The sequence below is a fragment of the Streptomyces sp. NPDC002209 genome (genome assembly GCF_042890265.1).
GTDB lineage: Bacteria > Actinomycetota > Actinomycetes > Streptomycetales > Streptomycetaceae > Streptomyces.
The window spans coordinates 258,339-278,423 of the sequence record NZ_JBIARX010000010.1 but is presented as its reverse complement, the minus strand read 5'-3'; the positions used below and the strand labels follow the sequence as shown (position 1 = coordinate 278,423).

The window sequence follows — 20,085 nt, the reverse complement described above, 5'->3', positions numbered from 1 at the left end:
GTCAAGGGTGGCCGAAGGCCATCGCGAAGCGACGCGACCGCAGGGAGCGCCCTTGACGGCCCGGACCGCACCGGAAGGACAGTGGACTGACGGGAAGCCCCCGGACACTCCACCGACCCCGAGTCGACAGACCCCGACCCCAGCATCCCGCCCGACCCTCCCGACGCGGAGTGCAGGGACTCCGGCCCGGGTGTTCCGGCCGGCCTCTCCGGCGCCGTGTACCCGGCCCCCGCCACGGGCGCCGCTGCTGGCCTCTCCGGCCCCGCACCCGGCCCCCGCCCCGGCATCCCGCCCGACCTTCCGGCGCCGTGTGCCCGGCCCCCGCCTCGGTGTCCCGGCCGGCCTCTCCGGCCCCGCGCACCCGGCCCCCGCCTCGGTGTCCCCGCCAGCCTCTCCGGCCCCCCGCCCGGCCCCCGCCCCCGGTGTTCCGGTCCGGCTCTCCGGCCCCGTCCCGCCCCGCCCCCGCCCCCCTCAGCCCGCCTGGAGCGCCAGGGTCGGGGACAGGCGGGCTGCGCGGACTGCCGGGTAGAGGCCTGCCAGGGTGCCTATGGCCAGGGTCGAGGCGAAGCCGCCCGTCACCGCCCAGAGGGGGACCACCCAGGGGAGGTCGCCCGCGCGGGCGTACGCCGCCGTGGCCGCCGCGCCGAGGGCGATGCCGGCCAGGCCGCCGAGGCCCGACAGGAGCAGGGACTCCGTGACGAACTGGATGCGCACCTGGCCCTTGGTCGCGCCCAGCGAACGGCGCAGGCCGATCTCGTGGCGGCGCTCCAGGACCGAGATGATCATGGTGTTCGCGACGCCGACCCCGCCCACCAGCAGGGCGATCCCGCCCAGGCCGAGGAGGAGGGTGCTGAAGGCCCCCTCCGTCGCCGCCTTCGCCTGCAGGGCCGCCGACGGGTCCGTCACCGAGACCGTGCTCGGGGACTGCGGGTTGGCCGTCGGGGCGATCAGGCTGCGGACCGCCGCCACGCGGTCGTCCGCCGAGCGCTCGTACACCGCCGTCGGGTGGCCGTCGAAGCCGAGCAGCTGCTGCGCCGCCTCCCAGCCGATCAGCGCCGAGCGCTCGATCTCCGGGGCCAGTGGGATCGGGTCCAGGATGCCGATGACCGTGAAGTACCGGCCGCCGATGAACACCTGCTGCCCCGGCCCGGTGATGCCCAGCCGCTCCGCCGAGACGTTCCCGAGCACCACCGACGGGTAGCGTCCGGTGGCCCCGTTCAGCCACGTCCCCTTCTGCATCCGGGCGCGCAGCACCTCCAGCAGGTCGTCCTTCGCCGCCTTGAGGCCGATCCCGCCCGTCTCCTCCTTGGGGATGTTCTCCGATCGCCGTACGGACTGCGCAACGTCGCCCGTCGTACCCACCGATTCGACCCCCTCGATGCGGGAGATCATGCCGGGGGCCTCCTTCGGCAGCTTCGTGTCCTGCCCCGAGAACATCGACTGGCCCGGGGTCGCCACCAGCATGTTCGTGCCCAGCTCGTCGAGCTCGCGCAGCAGCTTGGCCTGGCTGGACGAGGACACCCCGACCACCGCGATCATCGTCGCGATGCCGATCGCGATCCCGAGCGCGGACAGGAACACCCGCATCGGGCGCGAGCGCAGCCCCGCCGAGCCGACGTGCAGGACGTCGCGGGGGCCGAGGCGGGACGGGGTCAGCTTTCGCGAGGCCCTCACTGCTCCCTCGCCCCCGCCGTGTTCCACATGTCCGCGACGATCTCCCCGTCCCGGATCCGCACCTGCCGCGGCAGGCTCGCCGCGATCTCCTGGTCGTGGGTGATCACGGCGATGGTGGCCCCGTCCCCGTTCAGCTCGTGCAGCAGTTCCATCACCGACCGTCCCGACGCCGAGTCGAGTGCGCCGGTCGGCTCGTCGGCCAGCAGCAGGTCCGGTTCGCCGGCCACCGCCCGGGCGATCGCCACGCGCTGTTTCTGCCCGCCGGAAAGCTCGTGCGGCCGGTGCTCCGTCCGGTCCCCGAGGCCGACCCGCTCCAGCGCCCGCGCCGCCCGGCGGCCGCGCTCGGCGCGCGAGAGGCCGCAGTACAGCAGCCCCTCGGCGACGTTCGCCTGCGCGCTGATGCCCGGTACGAGGTGGAAGGACTGGAAGACGAAGCCGACATGGCGTGAGCGCAGTGCCGACAGGGCGCGGTCGGAGAGGCTCGCGATGTCGTGCCCGGCGATGGCGACGGCGCCGGCGCTCGGCCGGTCGAGGGTGCCGACGATGTGCAGCAGGGTGGACTTCCCGGAGCCGGACGGGCCGACGATGGCGAGGAGTTCGCCGTTGAGGACGGTGAGGTCCACTCCGCGCAGGGCCTTGACCCCGCCGGGGTACTCCTTGGTGACGCCCGCGAGCTCCACGACGGCGCGCGCGTGCCGGTTCTCTGCGGTGGCTGCTGTCGTCGTCACTGTTTCGGGATCCCCACCTGCATGCCCTCCTTGAGGGCGTCTCCCTTGACCTCGACGCGGCCCTGTCCGAACATGCCGAGTTCGACCGGGACGTCACGGACCGCGCCGTTCTCGACGACCTGTACGCCGAAGCCGCCGCCCGACAGTGCGAGGAGTGCGTTGACGGGTACGGAGAGCACGCCCTTGCGGGTCTCGCCGGTCAGCCGGACCGTCACCGGGGACTGGTCCGGGCCCTTGATCTCGGAGGCGTTGTCGAGGGAGACGTTCACCTCGACCTTCGGCTTCCCGCCACCGCCCGCGCCGCCCCCGCCTCCGGAGCCGCCCCCGCCGCCGTTCGGGTCGTCCGGGTTCGCCGTGCTGCCCACCGAGTCGATCTTCCCGGTGGCCGCGCCGCCGCCCGGCAGGTTCACGGTCACCTTGTCGCCGGTCTTCGCCGCGCCCGCTTTGGCCACATCCAACTGGAACCGGACCATCCGTTCTGTTCCGGTCAGGGTCAGCACCGGTTTGCCCGGCCCCGGCTCGTCGCCGACCGCCGTGTCGTTCTTCTGCACCCGCTGCGGCCCGGCCGCGAAGGCGATGTCGTCCCTGCCGACCTCGCCCGTCTCCGCCGCCTTGTGCGCCTTCTGCCAGCGCTTGACCGCCGTCGCCGTGCCCGCCGTGAAGGTGCCGTCCTCCGGGTCGAGCCCGGTCCCGTACCCGAGGGCCTGGAGGTTCCGCTTGAGCTGTCTGACGTCCTCGCCCTTGTCCCCGGTCTTCATCGGCCGGTACACGGGCGTGCTCCCGTACATGAGCCGCACCGGCTTGCCGTTGACCTCGTACAGCCTCCCGTCCCGCTCGATCGCCGTGCCGGCGCCCGCGACCCAGGTCAGCACCCCGGGGCCGCCCGCGGCGAGCTTGCGCTCCTGCGCGTAGCCGAGGGTGCCCTCGACGGTGAGGCCCGAGCTGAGGTCCCCGCGCGTGACCGGAGCCGTCTGCTGCGGCAGCCCGTCCGCGCGCCGGTCCTTCGCACCGCCGGAGTCCCCCCGCGGCTGGGCCGTCACCGCGTACCCGCCGCCCGAGACGGCGAGTACGACGGCCAGCGAGCCCAGCAGCCACCTGCCGCGCCGCCTCACGCGGCTTCGCACTTCTTCTGGGCCTCCTCGAAGGCCTTCTCCTGACCCTCGGGGATCTTGGTCGCGCTCATCGCGCTCCCGTTGAACTCCGGGTCGGGGATGTTCACGCCGTTGTCCCGCATGCACTTGGCCCACTTCAGGGCCTTGTCCTTGTCCGCCTGCGACACCTGGCCCGTTCCGGGGGCCTGCAGCCCGCACGCCTCGAAGGCCTTCTTCAGCGCCTCCGGGTCCTCGCTGCCCGAGCCGAGCGTCATGCCGCGCGGGTCCTGGCCGGGCGCCGGGTCGGGCGCGTCGATGCCGTGCTCGCGCAGGCACTTGCGCGTCTTGAGCGCCTTGTCGGCGTCCGCGCCGCTGGTCGTCCCGTTACCGCCGCCGGACGCGCTGTTCTTGGCGGAGCCGTCCTTCTTCCCGTCCTTCCCGTCCGGACCGACACCGCCCGTGCACGCGGTGACGAAGAGGGTCAGCCCGGTGAGGGCCGCGGCCGTGGTCATGGTCATGGATCGATTCATGCGGCCGACCCTGCACGCGAGGCGGGTTTCGCTTCTCTCTCCGATCTTGCTTACGACGAGGAAATACGAGATTCCGGTAAAGAGGGCGGCATGCGAGTTCTGGTGGTGGAGGACGAGGAATTCCTCCGGGAGATGATCGCCGACGGGCTGCGCCGCGACGCGCTGGCCGTCGACGAGGCGGGTGACGGCCTCGAGGCCCTGCGGCGCCTGCGCCTCGGCGAGTACGACGTCCTCGTCCTGGACCGCGACCTGCCCGGCCTGCACGGCGACGAGGTCTGCCGGCAGGTGGTGCGCGAGCGGCTGCTGACCCGCGTCCTGATGCTGACCGCCTCCGGGACCGTACGGGACCGGGTCGAGGGGCTCGGCCTCGGCGCCGACGACTACCTCACCAAGCCCTTCGCGTACGACGAGCTCCTCGCCCGCGTCCTGGCGCTGGGACGGCGGACCCGGCCGGCCCTGCCGCCCGTGCTGGAGCGCTGCGGGATCGCCGTCGACACGGCCCGGCGCAGCGCGACCCGCGACGGGCACCGGCTCGCGCTGTCGCGCAAGGAGTTCGCCGTGCTGGAGGCGCTGCTGCGGGCCGAGGGAGCCGTGCTCGGCAATGACGACCTGATCGAGCAGGTGTGGGAGGAGGACACCTCGTACAGCACGAATGCCGTACGGGTGACCCTCAGCAAGCTGCGGGCCAAGCTGGGCGAGCCGCCGCTGATCGAGACGGTGCCGGGCGCCGGCTACCGCATCACGGGTCCGGCCGCGGGTCCGGCCACGGGCGGGCCTGCTGATCCGATCACCGATCCGCGATGAGAGCAGTGCTCCATTCCGAGCGCGCCCGTCTCACCGCGCTCTACGGCTCGCTGCTCGTCCTCGCCGGCGGCGGCCTGATCGCCCTGATCAACATCCTGCTGCGGGGCGGCCTCTACACCCGCATCAGCGGAGCCGTCACCACGGCCGTCCCCGGCACCGCGTTCGAGCGCGCCGCCGTCGAGGGCCGGCCGCTGAAGGCGGTCCCCGCCCAGCGGCTCCCGCCCGGCGCCGCCACGCCCACCCAGGAGCAGCTCCAGACGTGGGCCGCCACCCGCAACCTCTCCACCGCCGTCGAGTCCGCCACCCTCCACGAGCTGCTGATCGTCTCCCTCATCGCCCTCGCCGTGTTCGCCGTACCGTCGATCTGGCTGGCCTGGTGGATGGCGGGCCGCGTGCTGCGCCCCGTCGGAGTCATCACCGAGACGGCCCGCCGCCTTTCGGGGGAGAACCTGCACGAGCGGATCGGCCTCGAGGCACCGCCCGGGGAGCTCAAGCGGCTGGCCGACACCTTCGACGGCATGCTCGACCGGATGGAGAGCCTGGTGGGCGCGCAGCGCCGGTTCGCCGCCAACGCCGCCCACGAGCTGCGCACCCCGCTCGCCGTCCAGCGGGCGGCCGCCGAGATCGGGCTGGCCGGGGACCCGCCGCCGGAGAAGGTGGCCCGGATCCGCTCCAAGCTGATCGGCGTCGCCGAGTCCAGCGAGCACCTCATCGAGTCGCTGCTGCTGCTCGCCGTATCGGAGGAGGGCCTGGAGACCACCGCCCCCGTGGACCTGGCGGCCCTGGTCGAGAGCGAACTCTCGGATCCCGCCGAGGCCGAGGCGGGCCCGGCCGCCGCCCCGGGCGCCGGGCGGCCCGTCGTCGTGCGGGACCTGGCGCCGCTGGCCGTGACCGGCGACCGGGCGCTGTTGGGCCATCTGGTGCGGAATCTGCTGGTCAACGCCGTACGCCACAACCGGCCGGGCGGCCGGATCGGCGTGGCGACCTCCGCCGACGGGGTGCTGACGGTGTCCAACACCGGCCCGGTGATCGACCCCGCCGACGTACCGCGGCTGCTGGAGCCGTTCCGGCGGCGGGCCGAGCGGCAGCACACCGCGGGCGAGGGCGCGGGCCTCGGGCTCTCCATCGTGGCCTCGATCGCGCGGGCCCACGGCGCGAAGCTGGTGGCGCGGGCCAATCCCGCTCCGGGCGGCGGACTGACCGTCAGGGTCCGCTTTCCGGTGGGACCCGCGCCGCTCCGGCCGCCGCCTCAGGAGTCCTGAGTGATCCCGTGTGTACCGTCGGAGGCATGAGCAAGCACCCCCGCGACCGCTCCAGCAGTTCCCGCACGTCCCGCGCCATCCGCTCGCCCCGACGGGTGGCCGTCGCAGCCGCCCTGGGCCTGTTGGCCTTCGGGGCCGGATGGGTGTACACGGCCCAGGGCGACGACTCCGGCGCCACGACCCAGGCCCGCAGCGGCGACCGCCCGAGGGAAGCGGCCGGTGCGGTCGGCGCCAACAAGCCCACCAACCCCACCAGCCCCGCCGGCGTACCCCGCGCCACCCGCGGGGTACGCGGAGCGCCCGGAGCGCCCGGAGCGCCCGGAGCGCCCGGAGCCCCCGCAGCCTCAGGAGCCCCGGGAGCGCCCGGGGCCTCCGCAGCCCCGGACGACCCCGCCCAAGGCCTGGCCGACGTCAGTGACGAGACCCTGGCCAAGATCCCGGCCGCCAGCCGCCAGCTGCTCCTGGTCGCCGGCAAGGCGAGGGACTCCTCGGAGTCCACGGCGTCCCTCTACACCCGGCCGGCGGCCGGCGCCGCATGGGTGCGGGCCGGCAGCTGGCCCGCGCACAACGGCGCCAACGGCTGGTCGTCCGTCGAACGCGAGGACGGGGACCTCACCACCCCCGTGGGCGTGTTCACCCTGTCCGACGCCGGCGGTCTGCTGCCGAAGCCGCCGGGAACGAAGTTCCCGTACGACCACAACCGGCTCTTCGTCCCCACCGGCCGGGGCGTGAACGGCGAGTCCCTCGCGGGCGCCTTCGAGTACGTCGTCGCGATCGACTACAACCGCCGGACGGGGGTCTCCCCGCTGGACCTGTTCAAGCCGGAGGGCGAGGACAAGGGCGGCGGCATCTGGCTCCACGTCGACCACGACGGCCCCTCGCAGGGCTGCATCGGCATCTCGAAGGAGGCCATGAAGAAGCTCCTGGCCACCCTGGACCCGGCGGCGAAGCCGGTCATCGTGATGGGACCGGCAGGCTTCTGACCGGCCGGTCGCCGACCGGTGGTGCGGCGCGCCCGCGCAGCAGCAGCCCGATGTACGCCAGGTCGAAGACGCTGCACATGACGCCGAGCCCGAGGATGAACGGCGAGTCCTCGAGGACCCCGAAGAGCAGGGTCGGGGCGAGCGTCCCCAGCCATTTGGCCACGGCGATGACGAGGGACTGCCCGTGCGGCCCGCGCCGGTCGGCGTAGAGGGCGATGAACAGCCCGGACATCAGCAGGTTCTGCAGGAACGCCGAGTACCGGCTCGCATCGTGCGTCCCGAAGTGCGCGACGAACAGCCACTGCACGGCGAAGCCGGTGGCGAACACGAGTGCGCTCCACGCCGCGAACAGCGGCGGCGTCACGAACTCGGGCAGCTCGGCGCGACCGAAGCGCAGGTACGTCCAGATGATCGCGACGTCGGCGACCGCCCACACGACGTTGACGACCCCCTGCGCGGAGATCCCGGTCGCGAACTCGCCCGCGGCGTAGGTCACCTCCCACGCGAAGTTCAGCGCGAGCGCGGCCACCGGCATCGCGTATGTCCGGTCCCGCAGCCCGACCCGGATCGCCTCGATGTACACGACGGTCCACGCCACCCCGCTGACCAGCGTCAGAAAGAGATCCACGCGCGGCACCCTAGTCAACGCACCCCCGTTCACACATCCCCTGCGCACGGCCCACCCGGCGGGTGGCCGGGTCGAACCCCTTGCCTGACGGTCCGTCAGCTACGACGATGGCCCCCGGCGCCGACGGGTCGCGACATCGGCAGCCGCAGGCGACGGTCGAAGACGAAGCGGAGGCGGTGGCGGCATGGCGCGCGTGTTTGCGGAGGGCCGGCTGGTCTACGGGATGCAGCTCCCGATCCAGTCGCAGAGCACCATCTACGCCGAACCCTGGGAGGCCGCGGCCACCGCCGCGGACCTGGCCGAGGTGGCGCGGGCCGCCGACCGGGCCGGCTTCGGGTACGTCGCCACCTGCGACCACGTGGCCATCCCGCGCCGGCTCGCCGGCCCCATGAGCACCGTCTGGTACGACCCGGTGGCCACCCTTGCCTTCCTCGCCGGGATCACCGAGCGCGTACGGCTGCTGAGCCACGTCGCGATCCTGGGCCTGCGCCACCCGCTGCTGAGCGCCAAGCAGTACGCCACCCTCGACCACCTCTCGGGCGGGCGGCTGATCCTCGGCGTCGGCGCGGGCCACGTGCAGGAGGAGTTCGAGGTCCTCGGCGCCGACTTCGCCCGCCGCGGGGCCGTCCTCGACGAGACCCTGGACGCGCTGCGCGCCGCCCTCGGGCCCGAGGAGTACCCGGAGTTCGAGGGCGGGCTGTTCTCCTTCAAGGACCTCGGCCAGCTGCCCCGTCCCGCCCAGTCCCGCGTCCCCGTCTGGGTCGGCGGCTCCTCGCCCGCCGCCGTGCGCCGGGCCGCCGTGCGCGGCGACGGCTGGCTCCCGCAAGGGGACCCGCGCGACAAGCTGCCGGGCCAGATCGCCCGGATCAAGGAGCTCCGTGCCGCGGCCGGGGTCGCGGACCCCATCGAGTTCGGTGCGATCACCGAGGCGCTGTACGTCGGCGAGCCCGGCTGGGACACCGGCCGCCGGACCCTCACCGGCAAGGCGGAGTCGCTCGCCGAGTCCCTGCGCGAGTACCGGGCGCTCGGCGTGGACCAGATCCAGGTCCGCTTCCGCAGCCGCGACCGGGCCGAACTGACCGACCAGATCACCGCTTTCGGGGCCGAGGTCGGCCCGCTCCTCAACGACTAGGCCTTCAGGGGGCAACACATGGGCAAGCTGGACGGGCGCGTCGTCGTCATCACGGGTGCGGCGCGCGGCCAGGGCGAGCAGGAGGCCCGCCTCTTCGCCGCCGAGGGCGCCAAGGTGCTCCTCGGCGACGTGCTGGACGAGCAGGGCGCCGCCGTCGCCAAGGAGATAGGCGAGGACCGCGCCCGGTACGTACGGATGGACGTGAGCCGGGAGGAGGACTGGGCGGCCGCCGTGGCCGCCGCCAAGGAGGCCTTCGGCCCGATCGACGGCCTGGTCAACAACGCGGGCATCCTGCGCTTCAACGAGCTGGTCTCCACCCCGCTGGAGGAGTTCCAGCAGCTGGTCCAGGTCAACCAGGTCGGTGCCTTCCTCGGCATCAAGACCGTCGCCCCCGAGATCGAGGCGGCCGGCGGCGGCACCATCGTCAACACCTCCTCGTACACCGGCCTGACGGGCATGGCGTACGTCGGCTCGTACGCGGCGACCAAGGCGGCGATCGTCGGCCTGACCCGGGTGGCCGCGCTGGAGCTCGCCGCCAAGGGCATCCGGGTCAACGCGATGTGCCCGGGCGCCGTGGACACCCCGATGGCCAATCCCGGCCTGCTGGACCCGGCCAACATGAGCGACGAGGCCCGGGACGCGATGGCGGAGCTCTACCGGCGGGTCGTGCCGATGGGGCGGGTGGGCAGGCCCGACGAGGTCGCCAGGCTGGCCCTGTTCCTGAGCAGCGAGGACTCCTCGTACATCACCGGCCAGCCGTTCGTGATCGACGGCGGCTGGATGGCGGGCGTCAGCATCCTCTAGATCTCCCGCCCACCTCATCTGATGGAGCGTCAGGTATTGACGCTCCCGCTTCCGCGGTGGAACAGTCGACTCATCGAATCTGACGACACGTCAGAAATCAAAGGACGGTGAACCCCCTTGGAATTCGGGCTCTTCGTGCAGGGATACGTGCCTGAGGCGCGGTCCAAGGTCGACCCCGAGGCAGAGCACAAGGCGCTGGTCGAGGAGACCGAGTACGTCATCCAGGCCGACAAGTCCGGCTTCAAGTACGCCTGGGCCTCCGAGCACCACTTCCTGGAGGAGTACTCGCACCTGTCGGCGAACGAGGTGTTCCTCGCCTACCTCGCCCACGCCACCGAGCGCATCCACCTCGGCTCCGGCATCTTCAACCCGCTCGCCCCCGTGAACCACCCGGTCAAGGTGGCCGAGAAGGTCACCATGCTCGACCACCTCTCCAAGGGGCGCTTCGAGTTCGGCACCGGCCGCGGCGCCGGCAGCCACGAGATCCTCGGGTTCCTGCCCGGCATCACGGACATGAACCACACCAAGGAGATCTGGGAAGAGACCATCGCCGAGTTCCCCAAGATGTTCCTCCAGGAGGAGTACGAGGGGTTCCAGGGCAAGCACTGGTCGCTGCCGCCGCGGAAGATCTTCCCCAAGCCGTACGGCAAGGCCCACCCCGCCATGTGGTACGCCGCCGGCTCCCCCTCCTCGTACGCGATGGCCGCGAAGAAGGGCCTCGGCGTCCTCGGGTTCAGCGTCCAGAAGGTCTCCGACATGGAGTGGGTGCTGGAGCAGTACAAGACGGCCATCCAGGAAGCCAAGGCCATCGGCGCGTTCGTCAACGACAACGTGATGGTCACCTCCACCGCGATATGCGCCGAGACGCACGACAAGGCGGTGGAGATCGCGGTCAACGCGAACATGAACCGCTTCCAGTCGCTCGTCTTCCGCTACCACGACACCTTCCCGCGCCCCGAGGCGATCCCGCAGTGGCCCGAGACGCTCCCCGAGTACAACGCGGAGATCATCGAGCTGCTGATCGCCGAGGAACTGCTGATCTGCGGAGACCCGTCCGAGGTGCTCGCACAGTGCAAGCGCTGGGAGCAGGCGGGCGCCGACCAGCTGTCGTTCGGCCTGCCGACCGGCGTCTCGTACGAGGACACGATGACCACCATCAAGCTCATCGGCGAGCACGTGATCCCGAAGATCGACACGGACCCGGTCCACCGCACCACCCGCTTCCGCCAGGCCGTCTGACCCGGCGGGGGAACAGGGGCGGCGTCTTCCCGGACCGCCGTCCCGAAACCAGCCCCGGCCGGGCGGCCACCGGCCGGGGCGCGGGGTCCGGGGCGGAGCCCCGGGACGACGGCGCGCACCGCACCACGTTCCGCAACGCAGAAGGGGAGTCATGCTCGACCACCTGATCAAGGGAGCCACCGTCGTGGACGGGACGGGCGGCCCCGCGTTCACCGCCGACGTCGGGATCCGGGACGGCCGGATCGCCGTCATCGCCCCGCCGGGAACCGTCACCGAAGAGGCCCGGACCGGCGAGGACGCGCACGGGCTCGTGCTGTGCCCCGGGTTCGTCGACCCCCACACGCACTACGACGCCCAGCTGTTCTGGGACCCGTACGCGACCCCTTCCATGAACCACGGCGTCACCACCGTCGCCGGCGGCAACTGCGGGTTCACCCTGGCCCCGCTGCACCCGGACCGCCCCGAGGACGCCGACTACACCCGCCGCATGATGAGCAAGGTCGAGGGCATGGCCCTCAAGGCCCTCGAGGAAGGCGTCGACTGGACCTGGTCCGGCTTCGGCGAGTACCTCGACGCCCTCGAAGGGCGGATCGCCGTCAACGCCGGCTTCATGGTCGGCCACTGCGCCCTGCGCCGGCACGTCATGGGCGCCGACGCCGTCGGCGGACAGCCCACCCCCGAGCAGATGCAGCAGATGCTCGACCTCTTCCACGACGCCATGAACGCCGGCGCCTGGGGCCTGTCCACCACCCAGTCCGCCACCCATTCCGACGGCGACGGCGCCCCCGTGGCCTCCCGCCACGCCGAGCCCGCCGAGCTCATCGCGCTGTCGAAGGCCGTCGCCGAACACGAGGGCACCCAGCTCGAAGCCATCGTCGCCGGCTGCCTCGACCAGTTCGCCGACGAGGAGATCGACCTCTTCGTCGACATGAGCGCCGCGGCCGGGCGCCCCCTGAACTGGAACGTCCTCACCATCGACGCCGCCGTCCCCGAACGGGTCCCGCGCCAGCTGATACCGAGCGAGCGCGCCCGCAAGGCCGGCGGCCGCATCGTCGCGCTGACCATGCCGATCCTCACCCCCATGAACATGTCCCTCGGCACCTTCTGCGCGCTGAACCTGATCCCCGGCTGGGGCGAGATCCTCGCCCTGCCCGTGCCCGAGCGGATCGCGAAGCTGCGCGACGCCGACGTACGGGCGCAGATGCTGCGCCGCGCCGACAGCAAGGAGGCCGGGGTCTTCCGGCGCCTGGCCAACTTCGGCCGCTACGTCATCGGGGACACGTACAGCAAGGAGAACGAGGGCCTGTCCGGCCGGGTCGTGAACGACATCGCCGCCGAGCGCGGCCAGGACCCCTTCCAGTGCCTCGTCGAGATCTGCGCCAACGACGACCTGCGTACCGTGCTGTGGCCGATGCCCACCGACAACGACCCGGCGAGCTGGGCGCTGCGCGCCGAGACCTGGCAGCACGAGGACGTCATGCTCGGCGGCTCCGACGCCGGCGCGCACCTGGACCGCATGTGCGGGGCCCCGTACACGACCCGCTTCCTCGGGGACTGCCTGCGCGGCCGCAAGCTGGTGCCGCTGGAACAGGCGGTCAAGATGCTCACCGACGACCCGGCGCAGCTGTTCGGACTGCGCGAGCGGGGCCGGATCGCCGAGGGGTTCCACGCGGACCTGGTGCTGTTCGACCCGGAGCGGATCGAGGCCGGACCGGCGACCCTCGTGCACGACCTGCCCGGCGACAGCCCGCGGCTGGACGCCCGCGCGATCGGGATCGTGTCCGTACGCGTCAACGGGGTGGAGACCATCCGCGACGACCAGGTCACGGGGGCGATCCCCGGGATCGTGCTCCGCTCCGGCCGCGACACCAGGACGGTGAGCACCCGTTGAGCGAGCCCCTGCAGCAGAGGCTGTACATCGGCGGCGAGTGGGTGGAACCGGCCGCCGGGCACTACGAGGTGGTCAACCCGGCGGACGAATCGGTGGTCGGGCTCGCGCCCGAGGCCTCGCGCGCCCAGGTCGAGGAGGCGGCGCGCGCGGCGGCGGAGGCCTTCGAGACCTGGTCCCGTACCACTCCCGAGGAGCGGGCGGCGGTCCTGGACCGGGCCGCGGACATCATGCAGCGCGAGTACGAGCCGTGGGCGGCCCTGGCCCGCGCCGAGACGGGCGCACCGGCCGGCATCGCGCGCGGGATGCAGGTCGGGGTCGGGGTCGCGCGCTTCCGGCGGTACGCGAAGGGCGCGCTGGAGCCGGTGGAGCGCGGGCTGCCCCCGCAGGTCACCGAGGCCGGCCCGATGGGGAAGGCGAGCGTCCTGGGGGCGCTGGAGGTGCGCCAGCCGGTCGGCGTGGTCACCTGCATCACCTCGTACAACAACCCGTGGGCGAATCCGGCGGGCAAGGTGGCCCCGGCGCTGGCCATGGGCAACACGGTGGTGGTGAAGCCGGCCCCGCAGGACCCGCTGTCGGTGTTCAAGATGGCCGAGGCCCTGCACGAGGCGGGCGCCCCGGCCGGCGTGGTGAACGTGGTCTGCGGCGCCTCGGTCGAGGTCGGCGAGGCCGCGGTGGACTCCCCGTACGTGGACATGGTGTCGTTCACCGGCTCCACGGGCGTCGGGCAGCGCATCGCGGAGGTCTGCGGCCGCTCGATGAAGCGGCAGCTGATGGAGCTCGGCGGCAAGGGCGCGGCGGTCGTCTTCGAGGACGCCGACCTGGACGCGGCCGTGATGGGGATCGGCACCACCTTCTCCTTCTACTCCGGCCAGATCTGCACGGCTCCGACCCGGGTGATCGTGCACCGGTCGGTGTACGGGCAGCTGGTGGAGAAGCTGACCGGCTACCTGGCCTTCATGAAGGTCGGCGACCCGGCGGTGGCCGGCACCGTGGTGGGCCCGGTGATCTCGGCGGCGCACCGGGACCGGGTGGAGTCGTACGTCGAGCTCGGGCGCAAGGAGGGCGCGCGCATCGCGCACGGCGGCGAGCGCCCGGTGGTGGGGGACGGCCGCGGCTTCTACGTGGCGCCGACGCTGCTGGTGGACTGCACGAACGACATGCGGGTGGTCCGGGAGGAGATCTTCGGCCCGGTGGTCGTGGTCGTCCCCTTCGACGGGGGCGAGGACGAGGCCGTGGCCCTGGCCAACGACAGCGACTTCGGCCTGCTGAGCTACGTGTGGTCCGGGGACGCGGCGCGCGCCTTCCGGGTGGCGCGCCGGCTGCGGGCGGGCGGGGTCGGCGTGAACACGATCGGCCGGAACATGGAGGCCCCGTTCGGCGGCTTCAAGCGCTCGGGCGTCGGCCGGGACGTGGGCTCGTACGCGCTGCACGCGTACAGCGAGATGCAGTCGATCGTCTGGACGACGTGAAAGGCGTCCGGGCGGGCTGAGGGCTGAGATCCAGGTCACACGGGAAAGTTCAAAGCGGTATAAAAGGGGTACCGCTGCGGTTTCCGCATTCCGGAACGGGCTGTCCGCTCCCTGTTGAGCAGGGGGCGGACGCGCGCATGAACCTTTCATTACAGGTTAATGAACAGTCGTAAGCTCTGGATTCGAAGGTGTTCCCGCCGGTAGCCGCTCGGACTCAATCCCTCCGGATATGGAAAACGCAGCCTCTAACGTCCTGACTCATGACACAGCTGGACGTACGGCCTCGGGTCGGAGAGACAGTGAGCGGCGCCGCCGGCGGCGAGGGCGGCGACGGCGACGGCGCCGTACGCGGCAAGGGCCTCGGCAAGGGCTCCGTGGGCCTGGTGGGCAGCGCCGTCATCGGCATCTCCACCGTCGCCCCCGTCTACTGCCTGACCTCGACCCTCGGCTCCACCGCCGGCGAGGTCGGCGTCCAGATGCCCGCGGTCTTCCTGGCCGGCTTCCTGCCGATGCTGCTCGTCGCCTTCGCGTACCGCGAGCTCAACAAGGCCGTGCCCGACTGCGGCACCTCCTTCACCTGGACCGTGAAGGCCTTCGGCCCGCGGATCGGCTGGATGTGCGGCTGGGGCCTGGTGATCGCCACGATCATCGTGCTCTCCAACCTGGCCGGCGTCGCCACCTCCTACTTCTGGCTGCTGGCCGGCGAGATCACGGGCAATCCGTCGATCGCCGCCCTGGACGACGACAAGCTCGTCCACATCGCCACCTGCCTCACCCTGATCGCCGCCGCGACCGCCATCAGCTACCGCGGGATGACCGCCACCAAGGGCGTCCAGTACACCCTGGTCGGCCTCCAGCTCGCGGTCCTCGCCATCTTCGTCGCGATGGCCTTCCAGAAGGCCTCGGCCGGCGCCGGCGCCTTCGGCACCGGCCTGGACTTCACCTGGCAGTGGATGAACCCCTTCGCGGTCGAGTCCATGGGCGCCTTCACCGCCGGACTCTCCCTCTCGATCTTCATGTACTGGGGATGGGACGCCTGCCTGGCCACCAACGAGGAGACCACCGGCTCCGCCAAGACCCCCGGCCGCGCCTCGCTCATCGCGATGGTCGTCCTGGTCGGCTCGTACCTGGCCACCGGCATCGCCGCCCAGATGGCCGTCGGCTCCGGCACCACCGGCCTCGGCCTCGGCAACCCGGAGACCTCCGGCAACGTCTTCGCCGCCCTCGCCGGGCCGGTCATGGGCCCGGTGCTCGGCATCCTGCTCTTCGTCGCGGTCCTCGCCTCGGCGACCGCCTCGCTCCAGACCACGTTCATCCCGGTCGCCCGCACCGTCCTGGCCATGTCCACGTACGAGGCCCTGCCGGCCTCCTACGCCAAGGTCCACCCGCGCTTCAAGACCCCGGGCCGCGCCACCGTCATGGCGGGCGCCGCGACCGGCGCCTTCTACACCGTGATGACCCTCGTCAGCGAGAACGTCCTGACCGACACGATCTTCGCGCTCGGCCTGATGATCTGCTTCTACTACTCCCTGACGGCCTTCGCCTGCGCCTGGTACTTCCGCGGCGAGCTGCGCCGCTCCGCGCGGGACCTGTTCTTCAAGGGCGTCTTCCCGGTCCTCGGCGGCCTCCTGCTCGCCGCCGTCTTCCTCAAGACGCTGATCGACATGTGGAACCCTTCGTACGGCTCCGGCTCCACCGTCCTCGGCGTCGGCAGCGTCTTCGTCATCGGCGTCGGCCTGCTGGCCCTCGGCCTGGTGATCATGCTGGTCACGGAACGCCGCAGCCCGGCCTTCTTCCGCGGCGAGATCCTGACGAAGTCCACCCCGGCCCTGCTGGCCGAGGACTGACCCGGCCCCGGACCACTGCGCGGGCGCCGTTGAGCCCGGACCGTCACCCCAAAGTGGGCGTGCCCGGTGACCGGGGCCGGGGCGGGTCGTTCTGCACGGCATGAACGCCATGAAGCGCAGCCTCGCCGCCCTGGTCCTCTCCGGTGGGGCCCTCGCCCTGACCCCCGTCGCCGCCCACGCCGACGGACCCACCCTCGAGGCGGCCGCCCCGCTCGCCCACCGCGTCGGCGACATCGCCAACCACCCGGGCCAGGCCGTGCAGGACACGAAGACCGCCGTCGCCGTGACCGCCTCCGCCGCCGGGTCCGCCACCAAGGCCACCGACACCTCGCTCGCGGGCGCGGGCGGTGCCCTGCAGGGGCTGCCGAAGGCCCCGGCGATCCGCTGACGCGGCTAGGCGCCCGTACGGGTGACCAGCACCAGCGGGATCTCGCGGTCCGTCGCCGCCCGGTAGGTCGCGTACGAGGGCATCGCCGCCACCACCACCGGCCACAGACGCTCCGCCTCGGCCGGGGTGGCCCGGCGCGCGATCGCCGGAAAGGTACCGGTCCCGACCTGGAGCGTGACGGCGGGGTCGGCCGCCAGGTTCAGGTACCACGCGGGGTGCCGGTCGGCGCCCGCGTTCGACGCCGTCAGGACGTAGGCCGCACCCTCCCCCTCCCCGTCCCGTACGTAAGCCAGCGCCGTGCGCCGCAGCAGCCCGGACCGCCGCCCCCGCGTGGTCAGCAGCAGGTCCGAGATGCCCGGCCGCGGCTGCCCGGCGGTCTCCTCGAAGCGGCGGATGTGCTCGGCGACCCAGGGGTTCGGGCTGTCGGTGGCCGTCGCGCCGGTGCCCGTGGCGTCGTCCGCCGCGTCGGCCGGGCGGGTCGCACCGGCCGTCATGCCGCCGTCACCCCCACGTGCGCGCGGTGGACCGTCGGGGTCCCGACCTCGTCCAGTACCGCCCGGGCGAAGTCGGCGTGCGTGATCCGGCCGGCGGCGTCGGCCGGGCCGAACCCGTAGCCGCCTCCCGGCTCCCCGTCGGGAGCGAAGTCCCCGGCCGGGCTCAGCACCGCCCAGTCCAGCCCCGCCGGCGCAGCCGCCCGCAGGGCATCGGTCCCGGCGCCGTGGCCGACGTAGAACTCCCGCCACTCCTGCGGATACCCCGGTGTGTCCATCAGCGCAGCCCCCGACCGCGTGGCCAGTACGGAGGCCAGCCCGACCGACACGAGCCGCCCGACCCCCGCCTCCCCGAGGCCCGCCGCCAGCGCCCGCGCCACCGCCGGGAAGAACACCCCCGGAGCCGCCTGTGCGTCGTACACCGCCACGACCGCCGCATCGTGCCCCGCCGCCAGCCGCGCCACCTCGGCCGCCGAAGTGAGGTCCCCGTCGCCGCGCCCCGCCTCCGTGACCTCGTACCCGCGCGCCCGCGCCTCGGCCACGACGGCCCGGCCGACCCGCCCGCGGGCGCCGAACACGATGACCTTGATTCCCCTGCCGTTGTTCGTCATGGGGCGACCCTAGGAAAGGGCCTGGTTACCGATCGGATACCGGCCTACCGTGTGGATCATGCGTGAAGCGGAACGAGAACGAGAACGAGAACCGGAGCCGGAACGGGAGCCGCTGGACCCGGAGATGTTCGACCCCGTCTGTCCGTCCCCACTGGTCCCGTTCCGGATCGGCGACAAGTGGGCCTCGATGATCCTGCGTTGCCTCGAAGGCGGGCCCCGCCGCTTCTCGGAACTCAAGGTCCCGCTGCCCGGCATCACGTCCAAGTCCCTCACCCAGTCGCTGCGCGCCCTGGAGCGCGACGGGTTCGTCGTGCGGACGCAGCAGGCGCCGCCGGAGCGCCGCGTCGAGTACGCCCTCACCCCGCTCGGCCGCGGCCTGCTGGGCCCGTTGGACGCGGCGTGCGACTGGACGCGCGAGCACTGGGACGAGCTCATCGACGCCCGGGAGACGGGGCTCGCGGTCGGACCCTCGGCGGGAGTCGATCGTTGAGCAGGCCATGATCCTCTGGTTGCTCAACACCTTCAGCACGTTCACCCTCGGCGTCCTCCTCGTCGGCGGCTTCGTCGCCCTCGCCGTGGGTGGCAGCCTCGCCGCCCGCCGCCGCTTCCCGCACCTGGCCGGCGGCGAGCACAACGAGATGGTCGGCGTCGCCCTCGGCATGTTCGGCGCGATCTACGGCATCATCCTCGCCTTCGTCGTCGTCACGCTCTGGACCCAGCTGGAGAACACCCAGACCGTCGTCGCGACCGAGGCCACCGACCTCGCCCTCGTCGTCCGCAGCGCCGAAGCCTTCCCGCCGGCCGAACGCGCCCGCGTGGAGCGGGCGGTGGGCGACTACGTGCACGCCGTCGTCGAAACCCAGTGGCCGCTCATGCGCGCGGGCAGGCCGAGCTACGACGCCACCGCCGAGCAGACGCACGGGCTGTACCAGGCCCTCCAGGCGTACGAGCCCACCGGCGCCCGCAGCGAGACCTTCTACGGGGAGGCCGCCGGCCGCCTCAACGACGTCGCCGCGCAGCGCCGGGCCCGCATCACGATGGCGGAAACGTCCCTGCCGGTGCTGCTCCAGGTGCTGGTGTACGGGGGCGCTCTGGTGATCCTCCCGCTCACGTTCCTGTTCGGGCTGCGCAGCCTGAAGATGCAGCTGCTGTTCGTCTCGGCGGTGGCGGGGCTGATCGGCTTCAGCCTGCTGCTGGTGATGGCGCTGGACCGCCCGTTCGCAGGCGACCTGAGCGTGACCCCGGCCCCGTACAAGGAGGCGGCGCTGGCCCGGTTCTGGCCCGCCTCCTAGAGCGTCAGCCCCAGGTGCGGGAGCAGAGCACGAGGCGGTAGCCGTCGGGGTCGGCGACGGTGACCCCGTACTCGTCCCAGTACGGGTTGTGCGCGGCGACCCGGGTCCCGCCGTGCTCGACGAGCCGCTGGACGAGGGCCTCGTCGGGGGCTGCGCCGAGGTAGACGACGAACAGGTCGTCGACGGTGGGGGAGGGCGCGACGGGGTTCTCGGGGTCCCGGGTGAGCTCGAAATGCCAGCCCCCGCCGACGGGGCCGACCATCACCAGCTCGTGCTCCCCGGGCGCGATGTCGGTGCTCCGCCACAGGACGCCGAGCCCGAGCCCGTCGACGTAGAACCGCTCGGCGGCGGCAAGGTCGAGGGAGGGCCGGGCGATGCGGACGTGGGTACCTGAAGTGATCATGCGGTGAGGGTACGAGGGGGCGGGGCGGTGGGGAGGCGGGGCCCGTGTACTCGGGGTCGGGAGGGCGGGCGGGGAGTCCGGGGGCGGGGTCTGTGTGCGCGGGGTCGGGAGGGCTGACCGGGGCACAAGGGTCGGGGTCTGTGTGCGCGGGGTCGGGAGGGCCGACCGGGGCACAAGGGTCGGGGTCTGTGTACTCGGTGTCGGGAGGGCCGACCGGGGCACCAGGGGCGGGATCCCCGCGTCCGGGGTCGGGGGAGTGTCCGGGGGTTTCCCGGCAGTCCACTGTCCTTCCGTGTCGTGCCGGTCCCTCAAGGGCGCTCCTTCGTCGCGTCGCTACGCGATGGCCTTCGGCCACCCTTGACCGACCGGCCCGCCCCGGAATGCCATAAGACTGCCGGGAAGCCCCCGAAGGAACGGTCAGGGGGTTCATGTTCCGATGAGGGCCCATCAGAGATCCCGAGCGGCAGCCCCTGCCCATCCGCCCCCAGCTCACCAGGACCAGCGATCCCGGCCGGTGACGGGGCCAGGGGGAGGGCACGGTCCCCTGAAGGGCCCAGAGGAAGCCCTTTCCGGGTCCAGGCAGGGTCAACCTGCACCAGACAGCGAAGGGATGACGATGGGGTGAGGGGTGGGCCCGCACACGCCCCCGATCGCTACGCGCTTCTCTCTGCTCGGCGTCCGGCGGCCGTCCGGGGCTGGACATAGACCGCCCAGACACTTCCATGGGCAGCTTCTCGCGCGCCTGCACGCCATATGCGGCGAAAAGAGGGCCAGACGGAGCCTGATGCCGGTCTTCTCAGCCTCTCACTCCGGTAGGG

Annotated in this window: 20 protein-coding genes; 12 read left to right on the top strand and 8 right to left on the bottom strand. The window is 72.6% G+C overall.

Translation table 11 applies throughout. The features are described from left to right. Window positions 1-471 precede the first annotated feature (471 nt). From ACFYXK_RS21880 to ACFYXK_RS21865, 4 genes are read right to left on the bottom strand one after another with little or no spacing between them, the layout of a single operon-like run. Window positions 472-1,674, bottom strand: coding sequence for an ABC transporter permease (locus ACFYXK_RS21880; RefSeq protein WP_389412631.1), 1,203 nt, complete (start codon window positions 1,672-1,674; stop codon window positions 472-474). Beyond that, window positions 1,671-2,402 (bottom strand): ABC transporter ATP-binding protein, encoded by a 732-nt coding sequence (locus ACFYXK_RS21875; protein ID WP_389412630.1) that lies wholly within the window; start codon window positions 2,400-2,402, stop codon window positions 1,671-1,673. Before ACFYXK_RS21875 ends, ACFYXK_RS21880 begins: the two co-directional genes overlap by 4 nt. Beyond that, window positions 2,399-3,526: a peptidoglycan-binding protein gene (locus ACFYXK_RS21870; RefSeq protein ID WP_389412629.1), complete on the bottom strand. Its 1,128-nt coding sequence runs from the start codon at window positions 3,524-3,526 to the stop codon at window positions 2,399-2,401. Before ACFYXK_RS21870 ends, ACFYXK_RS21875 begins: the two co-directional genes overlap by 4 nt. Continuing rightward, window positions 3,511-4,011 (bottom strand): hypothetical protein, encoded by a 501-nt coding sequence (locus ACFYXK_RS21865; protein ID WP_389412628.1) that lies wholly within the window; start codon window positions 4,009-4,011, stop codon window positions 3,511-3,513. Before ACFYXK_RS21865 ends, ACFYXK_RS21870 begins: the two co-directional genes overlap by 16 nt. Window positions 4,012-4,113: 102 nt before the next feature. Here ACFYXK_RS21865 and ACFYXK_RS21860 point away from each other — a divergent pair, with 102 nt between their 5' ends. From ACFYXK_RS21860 to ACFYXK_RS21850, 3 genes are read left to right on the top strand one after another with little or no spacing between them, the layout of a single operon-like run. Beyond that, complete coding sequence (locus ACFYXK_RS21860; RefSeq protein ID WP_389412627.1) at window positions 4,114-4,827, top strand: response regulator transcription factor; 714 nt, start codon at window positions 4,114-4,116, stop codon at window positions 4,825-4,827. After that, window positions 4,824-6,089 carry a sensor histidine kinase gene (locus ACFYXK_RS21855; protein WP_389412626.1) on the top strand — a complete coding sequence of 422 codons (1,266 nt, stop codon included), beginning with the start codon at window positions 4,824-4,826 and terminating at the stop codon, window positions 6,087-6,089. Before ACFYXK_RS21860 ends, ACFYXK_RS21855 begins: the two co-directional genes overlap by 4 nt. A gap of 26 nt (window positions 6,090-6,115) precedes the next feature. Continuing rightward, complete coding sequence (locus tag ACFYXK_RS21850; RefSeq protein WP_389412625.1) at window positions 6,116-7,072, top strand: L,D-transpeptidase family protein; 957 nt, start codon at window positions 6,116-6,118, stop codon at window positions 7,070-7,072. On the opposite strand, the gene ACFYXK_RS21845 is transcribed toward ACFYXK_RS21850, so the two are convergent. Continuing rightward, on the bottom strand, window positions 7,044-7,700 hold the full coding sequence (locus ACFYXK_RS21845) for a hypothetical protein (protein WP_389412624.1): 657 nt from the start codon (window positions 7,698-7,700) through the stop codon (window positions 7,044-7,046). The two genes, ACFYXK_RS21850 and ACFYXK_RS21845, sit on opposite strands and share 29 nt — an antisense overlap. Window positions 7,701-7,884: 184 nt before the next feature. Between ACFYXK_RS21845 and ACFYXK_RS21840 the strand changes: the two genes are divergently transcribed. From ACFYXK_RS21840 to ACFYXK_RS21810, 7 genes are all read left to right on the top strand, one after another. After that, window positions 7,885-8,832: an LLM class F420-dependent oxidoreductase gene (locus ACFYXK_RS21840; RefSeq protein WP_389412623.1), complete on the top strand. Its 948-nt coding sequence runs from the start codon at window positions 7,885-7,887 to the stop codon at window positions 8,830-8,832. Window positions 8,833-8,850: 18 nt separating this feature from the next. Further along, on the top strand, window positions 8,851-9,636 hold the full coding sequence (locus tag ACFYXK_RS21835; protein WP_389412622.1) for an SDR family NAD(P)-dependent oxidoreductase: 786 nt from the start codon (window positions 8,851-8,853) through the stop codon (window positions 9,634-9,636). Between the two features lie 117 nt (window positions 9,637-9,753). Next, window positions 9,754-10,875: an LLM class flavin-dependent oxidoreductase gene (locus ACFYXK_RS21830; protein ID WP_383520833.1), complete on the top strand. Its 1,122-nt coding sequence runs from the start codon at window positions 9,754-9,756 to the stop codon at window positions 10,873-10,875. A 151-nt stretch (window positions 10,876-11,026) separates the two neighbouring features. After that, the gene (locus ACFYXK_RS21825; protein ID WP_389412621.1) at window positions 11,027-12,766 is read left to right on the top strand and encodes an amidohydrolase family protein; all 1,740 of its coding nucleotides are present in this window, start codon (window positions 11,027-11,029) and stop codon (window positions 12,764-12,766) included. Further along, window positions 12,763-14,235, top strand: coding sequence for an aldehyde dehydrogenase family protein (locus ACFYXK_RS21820; protein WP_389412620.1), 1,473 nt, complete (start codon window positions 12,763-12,765; stop codon window positions 14,233-14,235). The genes ACFYXK_RS21825 and ACFYXK_RS21820 overlap by 4 nt, the downstream gene beginning before the upstream one ends. Window positions 14,236-14,495: 260 nt before the next feature. Beyond that, the gene (locus ACFYXK_RS21815; protein WP_389412619.1) at window positions 14,496-16,082 is read left to right on the top strand and encodes an APC family permease; all 1,587 of its coding nucleotides are present in this window, start codon (window positions 14,496-14,498) and stop codon (window positions 16,080-16,082) included. Between the two features lie 100 nt (window positions 16,083-16,182). After that, window positions 16,183-16,470 (top strand): hypothetical protein, encoded by a 288-nt coding sequence (locus tag ACFYXK_RS21810; protein WP_389412618.1) that lies wholly within the window; start codon window positions 16,183-16,185, stop codon window positions 16,468-16,470. Window positions 16,471-16,475: 5 nt separating this feature from the next. Here ACFYXK_RS21810 and ACFYXK_RS21805 read toward each other — a convergent pair whose 3' ends face one another. Together ACFYXK_RS21805 and ACFYXK_RS21800 are read right to left on the bottom strand one after the other, a co-directional pair. Further along, window positions 16,476-16,964 (bottom strand): nitroreductase/quinone reductase family protein, encoded by a 489-nt coding sequence (locus tag ACFYXK_RS21805; RefSeq protein ID WP_389412617.1) that lies wholly within the window; start codon window positions 16,962-16,964, stop codon window positions 16,476-16,478. Further along, window positions 16,961-17,572, bottom strand: coding sequence for an NAD(P)-dependent oxidoreductase (locus ACFYXK_RS21800; protein ID WP_389412616.1), 612 nt, complete (start codon window positions 17,570-17,572; stop codon window positions 16,961-16,963). Before ACFYXK_RS21800 ends, ACFYXK_RS21805 begins: the two co-directional genes overlap by 4 nt. A 58-nt stretch (window positions 17,573-17,630) precedes the next feature. On the opposite strand from ACFYXK_RS21800, the gene ACFYXK_RS21795 reads away from it, so the two are divergent. Both ACFYXK_RS21795 and ACFYXK_RS21790 read left to right on the top strand, forming a co-directional pair. Next, window positions 17,631-18,062, top strand: coding sequence for a winged helix-turn-helix transcriptional regulator (locus tag ACFYXK_RS21795; protein ID WP_389412615.1), 432 nt, complete (start codon window positions 17,631-17,633; stop codon window positions 18,060-18,062). A 7-nt stretch (window positions 18,063-18,069) separates the two neighbouring features. Continuing rightward, complete coding sequence (locus ACFYXK_RS21790) at window positions 18,070-18,864, top strand: DUF4239 domain-containing protein (protein WP_389412614.1); 795 nt, start codon at window positions 18,070-18,072, stop codon at window positions 18,862-18,864. A gap of 4 nt (window positions 18,865-18,868) precedes the next feature. On the opposite strand, the gene ACFYXK_RS21785 is transcribed toward ACFYXK_RS21790, so the two are convergent. Further along, window positions 18,869-19,267 carry a VOC family protein gene (locus ACFYXK_RS21785; RefSeq protein WP_389412613.1) on the bottom strand — a complete coding sequence of 133 codons (399 nt, stop codon included), beginning with the start codon at window positions 19,265-19,267 and terminating at the stop codon, window positions 18,869-18,871. Between the last annotated feature and the right edge of the window lie 818 nt (window positions 19,268-20,085).